Source organism: Paenibacillus sp. NPDC055715, from assembly GCF_053617595.1.
On sequence record NZ_JBSHGA010000001.1, the window covers coordinates 469668 to 483880 of the forward strand.

Annotated in this window: 14 protein-coding genes; 2 read left to right on the forward strand and 12 right to left on the reverse strand. The window is 46.6% G+C overall.

Annotated elements, in window-relative coordinates; genetic code table 11:
* Positions 1 to 102: 102 nt before the first annotated feature.
* The 5 genes from ACWGOO_RS02200 to ACWGOO_RS02220 form a co-directional block, all read right to left on the reverse strand.
* Positions 103 to 972, reverse strand: coding sequence for an SDR family oxidoreductase (locus ACWGOO_RS02200; protein ID WP_452481109.1), 870 nt, complete (start codon positions 970 to 972; stop codon positions 103 to 105).
* Between the two features lie 202 nt (positions 973 to 1174).
* On the reverse strand, positions 1175 to 1591 hold the full coding sequence (locus tag ACWGOO_RS02205) for a hypothetical protein (protein WP_452481110.1): 417 nt from the start codon (positions 1589 to 1591) through the stop codon (positions 1175 to 1177).
* A gap of 327 nt (positions 1592 to 1918) precedes the next feature.
* Positions 1919 to 2860 (reverse strand): malate dehydrogenase, encoded by a 942-nt coding sequence (gene mdh / locus ACWGOO_RS02210; RefSeq protein WP_452481112.1) that lies wholly within the window; start codon positions 2858 to 2860, stop codon positions 1919 to 1921.
* Between the two features lie 15 nt (positions 2861 to 2875).
* On the reverse strand, positions 2876 to 4171 hold the full coding sequence (icd, locus tag ACWGOO_RS02215; RefSeq protein ID WP_452481114.1) for an NADP-dependent isocitrate dehydrogenase: 1296 nt from the start codon (positions 4169 to 4171) through the stop codon (positions 2876 to 2878).
* A gap of 151 nt (positions 4172 to 4322) precedes the next feature.
* Positions 4323 to 5435 carry a citrate/2-methylcitrate synthase gene (locus ACWGOO_RS02220; protein WP_452481116.1) on the reverse strand — a complete coding sequence of 371 codons (1113 nt, stop codon included), beginning with the start codon at positions 5433 to 5435 and terminating at the stop codon, positions 4323 to 4325.
* A 345-nt stretch (positions 5436 to 5780) separates the two neighbouring features.
* On the opposite strand from ACWGOO_RS02220, the gene ytvI reads away from it, so the two are divergent.
* Positions 5781 to 6899: a sporulation integral membrane protein YtvI gene (gene ytvI / locus ACWGOO_RS02225; RefSeq protein ID WP_452481118.1), complete on the forward strand. Its 1119-nt coding sequence runs from the start codon at positions 5781 to 5783 to the stop codon at positions 6897 to 6899.
* Positions 6900 to 6931: 32 nt separating this feature from the next.
* Here the strand turns inward: ytvI and ACWGOO_RS02230 are convergent, their stop codons facing one another.
* The 7 genes from ACWGOO_RS02230 to ACWGOO_RS02260 form a co-directional block, all read right to left on the reverse strand.
* Positions 6932 to 7330 carry an FxsA family protein gene (locus ACWGOO_RS02230; RefSeq protein WP_452481120.1) on the reverse strand — a complete coding sequence of 133 codons (399 nt, stop codon included), beginning with the start codon at positions 7328 to 7330 and terminating at the stop codon, positions 6932 to 6934.
* Positions 7331 to 7335: 5 nt separating this feature from the next.
* The gene (locus ACWGOO_RS02235) at positions 7336 to 7845 is read right to left on the reverse strand and encodes an acyl-CoA thioesterase (protein ID WP_452481122.1); all 510 of its coding nucleotides are present in this window, start codon (positions 7843 to 7845) and stop codon (positions 7336 to 7338) included.
* Positions 7846 to 7983: 138 nt separating this feature from the next.
* Entirely contained in the window at positions 7984 to 9192 is a 1209-nt protein-coding gene (gene pelA / locus ACWGOO_RS02240) for a pectate lyase (RefSeq protein ID WP_452481124.1), read from the reverse strand.
* A 194-nt stretch (positions 9193 to 9386) separates the two neighbouring features.
* Positions 9387 to 10220, reverse strand: a complete 834-nt coding sequence (pstB, locus tag ACWGOO_RS02245; protein ID WP_452481126.1) for a phosphate ABC transporter ATP-binding protein PstB — start codon at positions 10218 to 10220, stop codon at positions 9387 to 9389.
* 18 nt (positions 10221 to 10238) lie between these two features.
* Positions 10239 to 11135, reverse strand: a complete 897-nt coding sequence (gene pstA, locus ACWGOO_RS02250) for a phosphate ABC transporter permease PstA (RefSeq protein WP_452481595.1) — start codon at positions 11133 to 11135, stop codon at positions 10239 to 10241.
* Complete coding sequence (gene pstC, locus ACWGOO_RS02255) at positions 11135 to 12067, reverse strand: phosphate ABC transporter permease subunit PstC (protein WP_452481128.1); 933 nt, start codon at positions 12065 to 12067, stop codon at positions 11135 to 11137. The genes pstA and pstC overlap by 1 nt, the downstream gene beginning before the upstream one ends.
* A 111-nt stretch (positions 12068 to 12178) precedes the next feature.
* Positions 12179 to 13102 carry a phosphate ABC transporter substrate-binding protein PstS family protein gene (locus tag ACWGOO_RS02260; RefSeq protein WP_452481130.1) on the reverse strand — a complete coding sequence of 308 codons (924 nt, stop codon included), beginning with the start codon at positions 13100 to 13102 and terminating at the stop codon, positions 12179 to 12181.
* A gap of 206 nt (positions 13103 to 13308) precedes the next feature.
* On the opposite strand from ACWGOO_RS02260, the gene ACWGOO_RS02265 reads away from it, so the two are divergent.
* Positions 13309 to 14196, forward strand: coding sequence for a LysR substrate-binding domain-containing protein (locus ACWGOO_RS02265; protein WP_452481132.1), 888 nt, complete (start codon positions 13309 to 13311; stop codon positions 14194 to 14196).
* Positions 14197 to 14213: the final 17 nt, after the last annotated feature.

Consider the following 14213-nt stretch of genomic DNA (forward strand, 5'->3'; position numbering starts at 1 on the left):
TAACAGCTATGTAAGTTAAGTCCCATTCTACAGGCCACCTGCTTTTTGTTCCACTGTTAAAAAGGAAAAAAGGTCAGGGCACACGCTGCCCCAACCTCTCTCTTATCCGTTTACGACTTCACCGCCGTTGATATGAATCACCTGTCCGCTTACATAAGATGAATCATTTGAGGCGAGGTACACATAGGCTGGCGCCAACTCCTCCGGCTGACCGGGACGTTTCATCGGCTGCGCACCTCCGAATTCGCTGACGGTTTTGGCGTCAAAGGTTGAAGGGATCAGCGGTGTCCAGACCGGACCTGGTGCTACAGCGTTTACCCGAATGCCTTGATCAACCAAATTGAGCGAAAGAGAACGGGTGAATGAAGTAATCGCCCCTTTGGTGGACGAATAATCAATGAGTGTTTTGTTCCCGGCATAGGCCGTAATCGACGTGGTATTAACAATGGCGCTGCCTTTCTTCAAATGCGGCAATGCCGCTTGCGTCAGGAAGAACATACCGAAAATGTTCGTGCGGAATGTGCGCTCCAGTTGCTCTTTCGTGATATCCTCCAGCTTTTGCTGCGGATGCTGTTCTGCGGCATTGTTCACGACAATATCCAGCTTGCCCAGTTCGTTAACCGTCTGTTGAACTGCTTTTTTGGCAAATTGGTCATCTCCGATATCGCCGGGGATCAGCACGCATTTGCGGCCCTCCTGCTCTACCTGACGCTTCGTTTCTTCTGCATCCTTATGCTCGTTCAGATAAACGATAGCTACGTCAGCACCTTCCTTGGCGTATGTAACGGCTACAGCACGTCCGATTCCACTGTCGCCACCGCTAATAAGTGCGACTTTACCTGTTAGCTTGCCAGCCGCCTTATAAGTAGACTTCTCAAACTGAGGTGCAGGCGACATTTTGGACTCAATCCCCGGTTGCTGTTCTTGATGCTGCGGAGGCAAGGTTTGTTGGATCTGATTGCTTTTGGCCATCGTGCATTCTCCTTCCAAGATTAGATACTTATAGGATGCAACATTTGCACCCACTCTACTCTTGATTTACCACACGGGCTTGTACGTTAAATGAAAAATAAGCATGAAGTTCGTTGAACGCACAAAAAAACGGCTTGTGCTTATTCAGCACAAACCGTCTTTCTTCCATTCAGCATTTTGTATCTTTCGATTCAATGCTCCATTAAATAATATCGCTGTATACCATTAAAAACGTGATGAGGATCAGGAATACAGCAAGCAGTGTACTGAACATACGCATTTTCCCAGCGTATTGCGTAATGGGCTGTTGGTTACGAATCGCTTCCAGCGACAAACGTAACGGCTTGCCCATAGCACCTGCGATGCCGGAAATAGCCAGAAAAAGCAGCAAAATGACGACGATCCATGCCACGGAATATGGACCCCAGGCAAAAATCATATAGATACCGCTAACAAGCACAATGATCAGTGCAAATTGAGCTAAACGGTTCAATAGCTGAACAGCCGATATTGTCCCTTCCTGCACGGTGGGAGCCAGCTTGTCGATTTTGCCAACTACGAAGGGGAGCAATAAATAAAAGCCCAGCGATAGCGAGCCGATCATGTGAATAAAAAGCATTGTTTACATCCTCCGCTTCATTGTTTACTTGCAAATTCAATTTTCCATAGAACGGTCATATTCCAACGATTAGAATGTCATTCTTTCAATGTTTTGGGACATGCTTTTCTATGTACACTATCAATGCATACGAAATCTATTATACCGGGGAAGTAGGACAAAGCAAAGGGGCGACGGGGAAAGTTTCAGCTTGAGTGGGTGCTGGAGAGGCTCCGCGAACCCAAGCCTAAATTTTCAACATTAAAGGAAAAGGGATGCCCGTCAGCCAACACTATGGCTTTGGGACACCCTTTTGACAAATGCATACGTTTTAATAGATAAGCGAGCTTATAAGGTGACTACTTTAATTACATTGCGGACCGATTCGGCGGATAGGTCAAGCTCTGCCTTTTCTTCGGCGGTCAATTCCAGCTCGAACACCTTTTCGATGCCACTACCACCAAGAAGTGTTGGTACGCCGAGGAACAAGTCCTGATAACCGTACTCGCCCTCCAGATAGGCAATGACCGGGATAATACGTTTTTTGTCTTTTATAATCGATTCTGTCATCTGCGTAATCGAGGCTGCCGGGGCATAGTACGCGCTACCATTGCCCAGCAAGTTAACAATTTCACCACCGCCAACACGCGTCCGCTGTACGATCGCTTCGATACGTTCCTTCGAAATCAGAGTTTCGATAGGGATACCACCAACGCTAGAATAGCGTACCAGCGGCACCATATCATCACCGTGACCACCCAATACGAAGCCACGCACGTCTTCGACAGATACGTTCAGTTCCTGTGCAATAAAGGTGCAATATCGCGCTGTATCCAGCACACCAGATTGGCCGATGACCCGATTTTTCGGGAAACCGAGCGTTTGGTATGCGGTATAGGTCATGGCATCGACCGGATTACTCAGAATAATGACGATAGAATCCGGCGCGTACTTCTTCACGTTTTCACATACGGATTTTACAATCCCTGCATTCGTATTTACCAAATCGTCACGGCTCATGCCCGGCTTGCGTGCAATCCCCGCTGTAATAATGACGATATCTGAGTTGGCTATATCCTCATAATTGGAAGTGCCTGTGACCTGGCTGTCAAACCCCTGTGCCGAATTGGCCTCCAAAATATCAAGCGCCTTGCCTTTGGTCGGATTCTCAAGTTGCGGAATGTCGATCAGAACGATATCACCTAGCTCCTTCTGAGCCAGCAGCAATGCCGTAGTGGCACCGGTAAAACCGGCGCCAACAATGGATATTTTTTTACGTTGAATGGTCACGTGGCATTCCCCTCTCTACAGGTTACTAATAATGGTATCTGCGAACTTGGAGCATTTTACTTGTGTAGCGCCTTCCATCAGACGGGCAAAGTCATACGTTACGATTTTCTGATTAATGGACGTTTCCAGTCCTTTGTAAATCAGGTTTGCCGCTTCGTGCCAGCCCAAATGCTCAAGCAGCATCACGCCAGACAAAATAACAGAACCAGGGTTCACGACGTCTTTGTCAGCATATTTTGGCGCTGTGCCATGTGTAGCTTCAAAGATAGCATGCCCAGTTACATAGTTAATGTTCGCACCCGGTGCGATACCAATTCCACCGACTTGAGCAGCCAGCGCATCGGACAGATAGTCCCCGTTCAGGTTCAACGTAGCAATAACATCAAATTCGGATGGACGAGTTAGCACTTGTTGAAGTGCAATGTCAGCGATCGCATCCTTGATGATGATTTTGCCTGCATCTTCAGCTGCTGTTTGAGCTGCATTTGCCGCATCTTCACCGTCTTTTTCCTTGATTGCATCATATTGAGCCCAAGTGAATACTTTATCTGCAAATTCTTCCTCAGCCACTTCATAACCCCAGTTTTTGAAGGCACCTTCGGTAAATTTCATAATGTTTCCTTTGTGTACGAGCGTTACGCTCTTGCGTCCGTGATCAACAGCATACTGAATGGCTGCACGCACCAAACGTTTGGAACCCTCGGAGGAAACCGGCTTGATCCCGATACCTGACGTTTCAGGGAAACGGATTTTGTTCACACCCAGCTCTTGCTGGAGGAACTGAATGACTTTTTTCACGTCCTCGGAGCCTTCGGCATACTCGATACCAGCATAAATATCCTCAGTATTCTCTCGGAAAATAACCATGTCTACCAATTCAGGACGCTTCACCGGAGACGGAACACCGTTAAAATAGCGAACAGGACGCAGACATACGTACAGATCCAGCTCTTGACGCAATGCCACGTTCAAGGAACGAATACCGCCACCAATCGGTGTCGTAAGCGGCCCCTTGATGGCTACAATATACTCACGGATGGCTTCCAAAGTATCGTTAGGCAACCACTCGCCGTATGTATTGAAAGCTTTCTCACCAGCGAATACTTCATACCAGGCAATCTTTTTGGTGCCGTTATATGCTTTATCTACAGCTGCATCCAGTACGCGCTTGGATGCTTTCCAGATGTCGCGGCCTGTGCCGTCGCCTTCGATAAACGGAATAACCGGATGATTCGGAACCTGTAGTTGACCGTTATCAATCGTAATTTTTTCGCCTTCAGTTGGGAGCTCAAACTTTTCAAATTTCGCCATAAGTTCCTTTTCCTCCTCAGATATGAATGAGTACAGGGCGAAAGATACGATTCTATCGCAGACAAAAAACGCCCATCTTCCGCCGTCCCCTCTATTGTACTCTATTTTTAAAATTCAGGGTACACAACCTCAATATTCCTACAACAAGTGATTAGCGCGATTCCGGAGACACATACTTTTGGTCAATCGGACCTGTGTATTCAGCACGCGGACGGATCAGACGGTTATTTTCGTACTGCTCCAAAATGTGCGCAGTCCATCCGGATACACGGCTCACGGCAAAGATCGATGTGAACAGGTCTCTTTTGATACCCAACTGGGTATAAACAGAGGCAGAGTAAAAATCAACATTCGGCTTCAAGCCCTTTTGTCCTATCATAATTTCCTCGATTCGAACCGAAATATCGAACAGCGTGGTATCGCCGTTCATTTCGCCCAGCTCGCGGGACATATTGTGCAGATGCTTGGCACGCGGATCACCGTTTTTATAGACACGGTGTCCAAATCCCATAATTTTTTCGCGGTTATCCAGTTTGTCCTGAATAAACGAATCCACCTGATCCAAACCGCCAATTTCCTCCAGAGTTTTGGCAACAGCTTCGTTGGCCCCGCCATGCAGTGGTCCTTTCAAAGCTCCGATTGCCGACGTAATGCCGGAATAAATATCGGACAGTGTTGCTACCGTTACACGCGCAGCAAAGGTCGATGCATTCAATTCATGATCGGCATGCAGCACAAGAGCCTGATCGAACGCTTTGATAGCCGTCTCTTCCGGGTCCTTGCCGGTCAGCTGATACAAAAAGTTTTCAGCAATGGAAACACCTTTTTTAGGCGCAATTGGCTCCAAACCCTCACATATACGTGCTATGGCTGCCACAATTGTGGGCAATTGCGCCTGAAGCTTGATGGTTTTGGTCACATTGGACTCTCTGGACATATCATCCGCCTCTGGGTCATACAAAGCGAGAGATGATACGGCTGACCTCAAGGCAGCCATCGTGCTCAAACCTTTCGGGTACAACTTTAATTGAGTAATAATTTCATCTGGAATAGCAGCGTATTCGCTTAACTGGTTGCGAAGCTCCTGCAATTGCGCTTGATCAGGCAATTTTCCGAACCACAACAAATAAGCTACCTCTTCAAAAGCGGCGTTAACAGCCAAATCATCAATGTTATAACCCCGGTACGTGAGAACGCCATCTACGATAGAGCTTATGGAGGAAGTGGTCGCCACGATCCCTTCCAGACCTTTAGTCGCTGTCATCGTTACATCTCTCCTTTGTAAAAACATTGTGAACGGACTTGCAGTGTAAACATTTTCAAAAGTAAGATATACCTTTTAAATAGCTGAGTAATTTTAACGACATATGTCAATATTTAAACCTTCTTTTACTATACTGGATTTTGTCGTTTATGTGAACATTTAAGGCTATTCCAACACATTCAAATGTTTTATCGCTTCTATTAAAGAAATTTTCGAGACCCTTACAAAATTTATTATTCCGTTTGCACTTTTTTACATAGGTCTTGTCTTACCCTCTTCTCGCATATGTATAGTAAAGCACTTATTTCATGGAATACAACTGTAAAAGAAAGGAGCCGTGAGAGCTTGAGTCGGTTGATCTTGAATCGCATATTTCGCGCTCTGTGGGTCGTAGTCGTGATTACAGCTCTGTTGCTGGGCATATACGTGCTGTTCCCTCTCATCTATCCCTTCCTGTTCGCCTGGCTTGTGTCCTATGCCATGAATCCGCTCGTTCACTTTCTGTGCAGCCAGGCCCGCTTGCCACGTTGGATGGCTGTCACGGTCTCGTTATTTGTATATTTGGGTGGAATCGCCGTTGTCCTCTCTGCGGCCATAACACGGATGGTTCGAGAGGTCATCAGGCTCACCATGACCTTTGACGGGCATATTGAACATTTTAAAAGCCTGTTTATCGACTGGACTCAGAGCGATCTGATCCAAAATGTAATTAATGAAATTAACCATTTTATCCGGAATAACCCCGATTACTACCATACGATTAACAGCAATATTGATAAAACAACCCAAACGGTCAGTTCGGCTGTCACCACACTGGTTGCCCAATTTTTTAATGGTATTCTGAATTTGCTGACCTCTCTACCTAATATGGGCGCGGTGCTGATGGTTATTGTATTAGCGGCATTTTTTATTAGTAAGGACTGGGACCAACATAGCCAAATGCTCTCGAATACGGTTCCTGATACGATTCGCAAGCCCCTGTCGGGGATTTGGCACGATCTGCGCAAGGCATTGTTTGGTTATTTGCGCGCGCAATTTATTATAATCTCCATCACCGCAGTAACCGTCATTATTGGACTGTTCATATTGCGTGTGGAATCCGCCTTTACCATCGGTTTGATGATTGGGCTGGTGGACTTGCTTCCTTATTTAGGGGTTGGCATTGTGATGATTCCGTGGATTTTATATGCATATATGTCGGGTAATTTGGCATTAGGGGTAGGATTGTCGATCCTCTATATCATCCTGTTGGTTGGACGGCAAATTGTAGAACCTAAAGTGCTGGCCAGCAGCGTGGGCCTGAACCCGCTTCCCACCCTCATTGGGATGTTCATCGGACTCAAGCTGTTTGGTGTGTTGGGACTGATTATCGGACCTGTGTCCCTCATTGTAATCGACGCGCTGAATCGCGCCAATGTCATTCAGGACTTGCGCAACTATATTCTTGCCGGAAGAGTCCGTTAAGATCATGTGAGTAGGAAAAACGGCAGCTTACGTTAAAACCGCCGAAACGTAATATTGCCGTTTTTTATTTTTTTCTCCAGCCATTTCAATAAAAAGCGTCGGTACAACGCACGGGTCAAAGGGAAAACCAGTGTAAAACCGATAATATCCGTTAAAAATCCAGGGATAAGCAGCAAGCTCCCACCGAAAAAGACACATAATCCATCTAGCATTTTGCGGCCGGGCATTTGTCCCCGATTCATTTCATTTTTCGCATCGGCAATGACCTTGCGGCTTTCAAATTGCATCATAGCGGCTCCGATCAGGGTCGTCAGAATGATCAGCAGAATGGTTTTACCCGCTCCAATCCAGTGACTTACCCATACGAACCCGTACAGCTCAGCCAGAGGGATAATCAGCAGCAACAGCCACAGACGTTTGCGCATCATCATGTTTTCTATCCCTCCCCGCCTGACATAGCAGACCGTAGGGCGGTATACAACTCAGGCAGCGCCTGATCCAGTCGGACGGGCTTCCATTCAGTGCTCACCCATACGTGGCGTGTTATCCCGGTTACGAGCAGCTCTCCCGGCAGTGTGTCTGCCTGTGTCCACACCTTTCCCACCTGGCTTTGATGCTCCTCGGCTGTTACACGCCGGACCTCATAAGTGTAATTCAGACGCAGTCTGGAGAAGTCTGTAATCGCGGTATAAATGGTAATCAAATCATCATATCGGGCAGGACTCACATATTTCGCATTGATTTCGATAACGGGCAACAGAACATCTCGTTCCTCCATGCTCCGATAGTTAAAGCCTTCCTGCCGGATCATTTCGGTACGCCCGATCTCAAACCAGTTCAGATAATTGGCATGATACACGACCCCCATTTGGTCGCTTTCCTGATAACGGACACGTAGCGGTGCTCCATACCAGCGTAATTCCGTTTGTTTCTCCTCTTGTGTCATACAAGCTCTCCTATCTGTGCGCATCTTTATCTCTATTTTCGCCCTGTCTCCATTAAACCATATTTACCGCCTCGGAACAAAAAGAGGGCCGAACCGTAATGGTTCCGCCCTCTCAAGTATTTTATAATGATGATCTTATCATTTGGGCAACGGTTTGGACAGTTTGTAATATCCGCTGTCCGAAGCCAGCTTCAGCAAGCTCTGAGCCTGGCTTCCCGCCCAAGAATAACCAAGTCGTCTCTCCTCGCTAATTTTCATGATATCCGTATACTTTTTGCCATCCCGGTCTGAAAAGAAGTACTTATTGTCTTCCACATTGTAGAAACGATACCACATTACGCTCGATGCGTCCTTTTGGAAAAACTCCGGACCTTGACGATTGTATTTGATACCGTCGATCCGGTTAGCGTCAAACCATTTCAAGGCGCTCTGAGCTGCCTTTTTCACCTCAGCTGTTTGCGGTTGGGACATCAAGAAGGCCGTGATGCCTACCGATTCCGTAGTTGTTTTGGAAGGAAGCTCAAATGCTCGGGCCGCAACAGATGCATAAGTAATCGGATCATGCTGTGCACCCCAGATCGTCGGCGTGCCATTGTTTACAATTTGAGCTTTAAGCGTATACTGTACAGCTATATTAAGAGCCTGCTGAAGTCTGGAGCGATATGTATTGTCCAGAATATCGCTATCAAACGGCTGCTTCTTGTTCACAATGTCATCAGCCAAAACCATAACTCTAACCATCGCATCATCGTTGTAAGTTACGGCATCAGAATAATTACCACGTTTAGGGTATACTTGCGGCCAGCCACCGGAGGGATATTGGGAGGCTAAAACGAAGTCAACTGCTTTTTGTACACTGTTCTTAATGTCTTTATTTTTTGTTTTTTTGTATACATCCGCTAAAAAGCGAATTTCGGTTGTCGTGGCCTCGTTATCAAACGTCCCCAGTTCCACGCCATCCTTGTTCACCCATGAGGAGCGTGCAGCTTTGCCATCCCACTTGGATTTATAATTCTCTTCCATCGCTTTGAAGAATCCACCATGCGGCATTTGCCATGATACGATATTCAAGGCCAGTTTGGTATTCTTGGATATGTTGCCCGTAGAAAATTTGCTGAAATCACGATACTTGTCCAGAAAACTGCTCGCACTTACGCTAGTGAAGGGTGCAACAGAATTACTATAAATGGCCGTATCACCGTACACTGCTTGGGTAACATTCGCTCCCGTATCCGTTGCTTCCTGCTGCGCTGCCGCCCATGAAGGGTTAACAAGCACCGTTGTTACCGTAATCGCCATTCCTGAAAGAGCGATCCATTTAACAGATGCTTTAACATTTAACCTCATTCCAAACCTCTCCTTTAATTTGATTGTGGGTACCTCAAAAACTATTAAACACATGTATTGTATGAAAACATACCCAAACAAGCAATGCTTTATTATATACAATTGAGAAAGTTTACTAAACTAATAATAAATCCTCTTACTAATACTAGATTAGTAAGAGGATTTATCCTATCTCATATATAGTAAGGCCTCGCTTATCCAAAGCGCCCCATAATGTACTCCTGGGTCAGCTCATTTTCAGGATTAGTGAAAATATCATTCGTTTTGCCATGCTCAACCAGACTCCCGATATAAAAATAAGCAGTGTAATCGGAAATTCGTGCGGCCTGCTGCATATTGTGCGTTACGATGACGATGCGCAACTCTTTTTTCAACTCGGTAATCAGCTCTTCCACCTTGCCTGTAGACACAGGGTCCAGCGCGGAGGCTGGTTCGTCAAGCAACAAAATTTTCGGTTGGACAGATAGCGCACGCGCAATACAAAGCCGCTGCTGCTGTCCACCAGACAATGCCAGGGCGGAATCATGAAGACGGTCCTTGACCTCATCCCATAACGCCGCTTTACGCAGACTGCTTTCGACGATTTCATCAAGTTGTTTCTTTTTGCGAACACCCCGGTATTTGGGACCGAAGGCGATGTTATTGTAAATGGATTTGTAAAACGGGTTAGGCCGCTGCCACACCATTCCAATTTGCTGACGCAGCTTGATCACGTCTGTGCCCGGCGCGGTCAAATCCTGTCCATCCATCCAGATGTGCCCTGTCGTAGAAGAAGACGCAATCTCGTCGTTCATCCGGTTGAGGGAGCGTAAAAAGGTCGATTTACCGCAGCCAGAAGGCCCGATCAGAGCTGTCACTGTCTGCTCAGGAAAGGCCAGATTTACTTTTTTCACAGCTTCAAAGCTGCCGTAATAGATGCTTAAATCCTCGGTACTGAAGGGTTGTGGAGGTTGCCCTGCAAGTTGTTCCGAGCGCGTAGATTGTATGGATGTTGCAGGTGTTGCCGTTCGCGTAATGACTTGTTCCATATGTTTCCCATCCCCTTTCTAATCCATCCGTTTGGCAGCTGTCAGGCGGCGGTAGACAACTCTTCCGAACCATCTTGCGATCAGGTTGAAGGCAAGTACGAGCAGCACCAATACCGCGGAAGCGCCTGCGGCAATATCCTTGGAATCAGGAGCGATGCCTTCACTGTTAACCTTCCAGATATGCACAGCCAGTGTCTCGGCAGGACGCATCGGATTAATGGGCGATCTGGCATGTAATGGATTCCAATCGGTGAAATCAAGCGGCGGCGTACTCATCCCGGCAGTAAACAGCAACGCTGCTGCTTCCCCGAAAATGCGGCCCGCGGCCAAAATCGTCCCTGTAATCAAGCTCGGCAGCGCAGCAGGCAGCAAAATGGAGGTAATGATTTTCCACTTGGACAACCCGAGCGCAAGTCCGGCTTCCTTCTGCTCCTTGGGCACTGCCCGAAAAGCCTGTTCTGTCGTCCGAACCATCAGCGGCAGATTGAATACAGCTAAGGCTAACGCCCCTGACAACAGGGAGAAGCCAAAATTAAACGTATTTACGATCAGTAAAAGTCCGAACAAACCGATGACAATAGACGGAAATGAGGACAATACTTCGACGACAAGTCGTATGAAGTCTGTAATTCTCCCCGGCTTCGCATATTGCGCCATGTATATACCAGCACCCCAGCCAATCGGAATGGTGATCATCAAGGTTAAAATAAGTAAAAATACCGAATTGAACAATTGCGGGCCGATGCCTCCACCTGCGCGTAACGTCTGGGGAGCACTGGTCAGAAAGTCAAAAGAAATGTGACTGACTCCGCGTGTCAAAATGAATCCCAGCAATCCGACCAGAAGTGCGACAATGAACAACGCGAAGAAACAGATTACAAATGTAGCGATTTTGTCGGTCGTTTTAGCTTTCATCAAATCCGGTTTCTCCTTTCAAGTAGCCTTACCAGCAACACGAAGATGAATGTCATGAGCAGGAGAACAAGCGCCATGCTCCAGAGAGCATTGTTATGAACGGAGCCCATAGCTGTATTGCCCATGCTAAGTGTAATGACACTGGTCAAGGTCGAAGCGGATTCCAGCAAGGATTGCGGTATATGCGGAGCATTCCCGATCACCATCTGTACAGCCAGCGCTTCCCCGAAGGCACGAGCCATACCGAGAATAATTCCTGTTAACAGAGCAGGCAGCAGCGTCGGGATAATGACGCGTGCAATCGTCTGCCAGCGAGTGGCGCCCAGTGCGTAAGAAGACTCGCGCAGACCACCCGGCAAGGATGACAACGCATCCGCCATAATACTCGTAATCGTCGGCAAAATCATTACAGACAAGACGAGACAGCCAGCGAGAATCCCGATACCTTGTCCCCCGAACACGTTCCGCAGCAACGGAACAATCACAGTCAAGCCAACAAAGCCGTACACTACGGACGGAATACCGGATAACAATTCAATCGCAGGCTGAAGGATACGTTTACCGGATTTCGGTACGATTTCCGTCATAAATAAAGCCGCGCACAAACTGAGCGGGCTGGCGATTAAAGCCGCCAGGACAGTTACGGTAAAAGAACCGATAATGAACGGAAGCGCCCCAAAGGATTTGGGTTCACCATCCGGGCTCCATCGGGTACCGAAGAAAAAATCGCGTAGACTGACTCCATTCACCGCAAATGTAGCTACACCTTTGGAGGCGACAAAAAATACGATGGAGACAATAACTGCAACCAAAAAAACGACACAAACCGACGTATAAATGCGGCCGGTCCATTCTTCCCAGTAATGTCTTTCTTTCATACCTCGGAATCGTTTATTCTGTTCCATGTATGCCTTCCCTTCAATTGGTTCCATACTGTGACTCCTTTAACGGAAGAATAGAGGCTGGACGCTAGTCCGCCTCTTTTCCGTGAATATAACTTTGCATTTAGCTGCATTTCATCCGAACAGGAGATGTATATCTCCTTATTTCGTAATATTACCGTCAGCATCGCGTTTAACTTGCATACCTGCTACTGGAATGTATCCCAGGTCTACGACATCGGATTTTTGGATTTCATCAGACAGAATGTAATCCAGGAATGCTTTTACATGCTCTTTTGGCTCACCTTTGGTGTACATATGCTCGTAAGCCCATACTGGATATTTACCTTGCTCTACATTTTCTACGTTAGCTTCAACACCATCGTATTTCAATGCTGTTACTGTGTTGTCGATGTAGGACAGAGCCAGGTAACCAATAGCACCCGGTGTTTCAGCAATCAGCTTTTTCACAGTACCGGAGGAATCTTCCTGAATGGAGCCTGGCAGATCTTCCGTTTTTTGTCCCAAAGCGTATTTTTCAAATGTTGCACGAGTACCGGAGCTGCTTGGACGGTTTACGATAACGATTTTTTGATCTGCGCCACCAACTTGTTTCCAGTTGGTAATTTTACCTGTGAAAATTTGTACCAATTGATCTTTCTTCAAATCTGCTACGCCTACTTTAGAATTCGCTACTGCTGACATAGCTACAACAGCTACTTGGTGATCGACCAGTTCATCTGCGCCGCTCTCCAGTTTTTCTTTTGCAAACACATCGGAGTTACCGATATCCGCTTGTCCGCCGGAAACTTGAGTCAAGCCAGTACCGCTACCGCCACCCTGCACTTGAACTGCAATTTCTTTATATTTATCTACAGCCATAAATTTTTGTCCCGCTTGCTCTACCAATGGTTGAAGGGCAGTGGAGCCAACAGCCAGAATGTTACCTGTCAGTTCAGCAGCTGCTTTATTGTCTGTTCTTGTAGCAGCGTCTCCTTGTGGTGCAGCATTGTTACCCGATCCGCAAGCTGCAAGTGCAAATACCATGGTGAGAGTCATCAGAATGAACGGCCATTTTTTTAACATTTTTTATTGTCCTCCCCTTATTTAAGTGACGGTTTTTTATTTATGACCATCAACACTTTTACATTGTAGGCTCGGAATGTTAGATGAACGACTTGGTTTTGTAAAAGAAATATAAAATATTGATAGATAAATTGTTTTTGTGTATATAATTAATCTATAGTTGATTTTTATACATGAATACCATTTAAGGAGAGCTGTTCAAGTCCATGAATATTTTAAAATTGCGCATTTTGATGATGATCAACAAATTCCACAAAGCGACGGATGTGGCCGAGGCATTGCAAATGAAACAGCCTACCGTCAGCTTCCATATGAAAAGTCTGGAGAAGGATCTGGGGGTCTCCCTGTTCGTCTCCCAACAAGGAAGGATTATGCTGACCGAAGCTGGGAAAAAGCTGCTGCCTTATGCCAAGCAGATGGTTGCTCTGGAGCAAGAAGCAAGACAAACAGTGAATGAACTGGCAGAGCAGTCGCAGGGACAATTACATTTAGGCGCCGAGTCCATCTCTGGCACGTATATACTCCCCTCTATGATTGCTAAATTTGCTCAACAATATCCCGAATGCCAAATTCGGCTAGAGATTCAATCCCCGGATAAAATCAGACAGCTGCTAAAACAGGGAGAGATTGATTTTGCTTTTCTGGATGATGGAGGGCATCCTCCCGAGCATACGATGGTAGAGCCTGTCGCTTCGGATCGGATTGGAGTTATCAGGTCTGTGTCTGTGCAGCATACCTCCAAGCCAACGGACGTTTTGGGGGCTGAAATGCTGGACAAGCATACATGGGTGAGATATAGCGGGACATCTGTTGTAGATCCGTATTCCTCACTGATCAAGCCCCATCTGGAAATGAATTCATGGGAGGCGGTAAAGCAGGTGGTAAGTTACGGAGAAGCACTTGCCTTCTTTCCTGCCTGTGGCGTTCGCAACAGTGACAGTGGCGCTCCGTCTGTGCAGTGGCTTCCTTGGCCTGATGCTGCGGGGAAGAATGAACGTTATCACATATATATACTGTATCAACGCGATACTAGCCTCAGCATGATCCAGCAGGCATTTCTAGATTTTACACGCTTAGAAGGTTTGAAAGATTAGAAACTGGAGAGCATAAA

Excerpts from the sequence above, each read along its gene's own strand:
- ACWGOO_RS02200 (WP_452481109.1), bottom strand. The coding sequence starts at position 972 with ATGGCCAAAAGCAATCAGATCCAACAAACCTTGCCTCCGCAGCATCAA.
- ACWGOO_RS02205 (WP_452481110.1), bottom strand. The coding sequence starts at position 1,591 with ATGCTTTTTATTCACATGATCGGCTCGCTATCGCTGGGCTTTTATTTA.
- icd (WP_452481114.1), bottom strand. The coding sequence starts at position 4,171 with ATGGCGAAATTTGAAAAGTTTGAGCTCCCAACTGAAGGCGAAAAAATT.
- ACWGOO_RS02220 (WP_452481116.1), bottom strand. The coding sequence starts at position 5,435 with ATGACAGCGACTAAAGGTCTGGAAGGGATCGTGGCGACCACTTCCTCC.
- ACWGOO_RS02230 (WP_452481120.1), bottom strand. The coding sequence starts at position 7,330 with ATGATGATGCGCAAACGTCTGTGGCTGTTGCTGCTGATTATCCCTCTG.
- ACWGOO_RS02235 (WP_452481122.1), bottom strand. The coding sequence starts at position 7,845 with ATGACACAAGAGGAGAAACAAACGGAATTACGCTGGTATGGAGCACCG.
- pelA (WP_452481124.1), bottom strand. The coding sequence starts at position 9,192 with ATGAGGTTAAATGTTAAAGCATCTGTTAAATGGATCGCTCTTTCAGGA.
- pstB (WP_452481126.1), bottom strand. The coding sequence starts at position 10,220 with ATGGAACAAGTCATTACGCGAACGGCAACACCTGCAACATCCATACAA.
- pstA (WP_452481595.1), bottom strand. The coding sequence starts at position 11,135 with ATGAAAGCTAAAACGACCGACAAAATCGCTACATTTGTAATCTGTTTC.
- pstC (WP_452481128.1), bottom strand. The coding sequence starts at position 12,067 with ATGGAACCAATTGAAGGGAAGGCATACATGGAACAGAATAAACGATTC.
- ACWGOO_RS02260 (WP_452481130.1), bottom strand. The coding sequence starts at position 13,102 with ATGTTAAAAAAATGGCCGTTCATTCTGATGACTCTCACCATGGTATTT.
- ACWGOO_RS02265 (WP_452481132.1), top strand. The coding sequence starts at position 13,309 with ATGAATATTTTAAAATTGCGCATTTTGATGATGATCAACAAATTCCAC.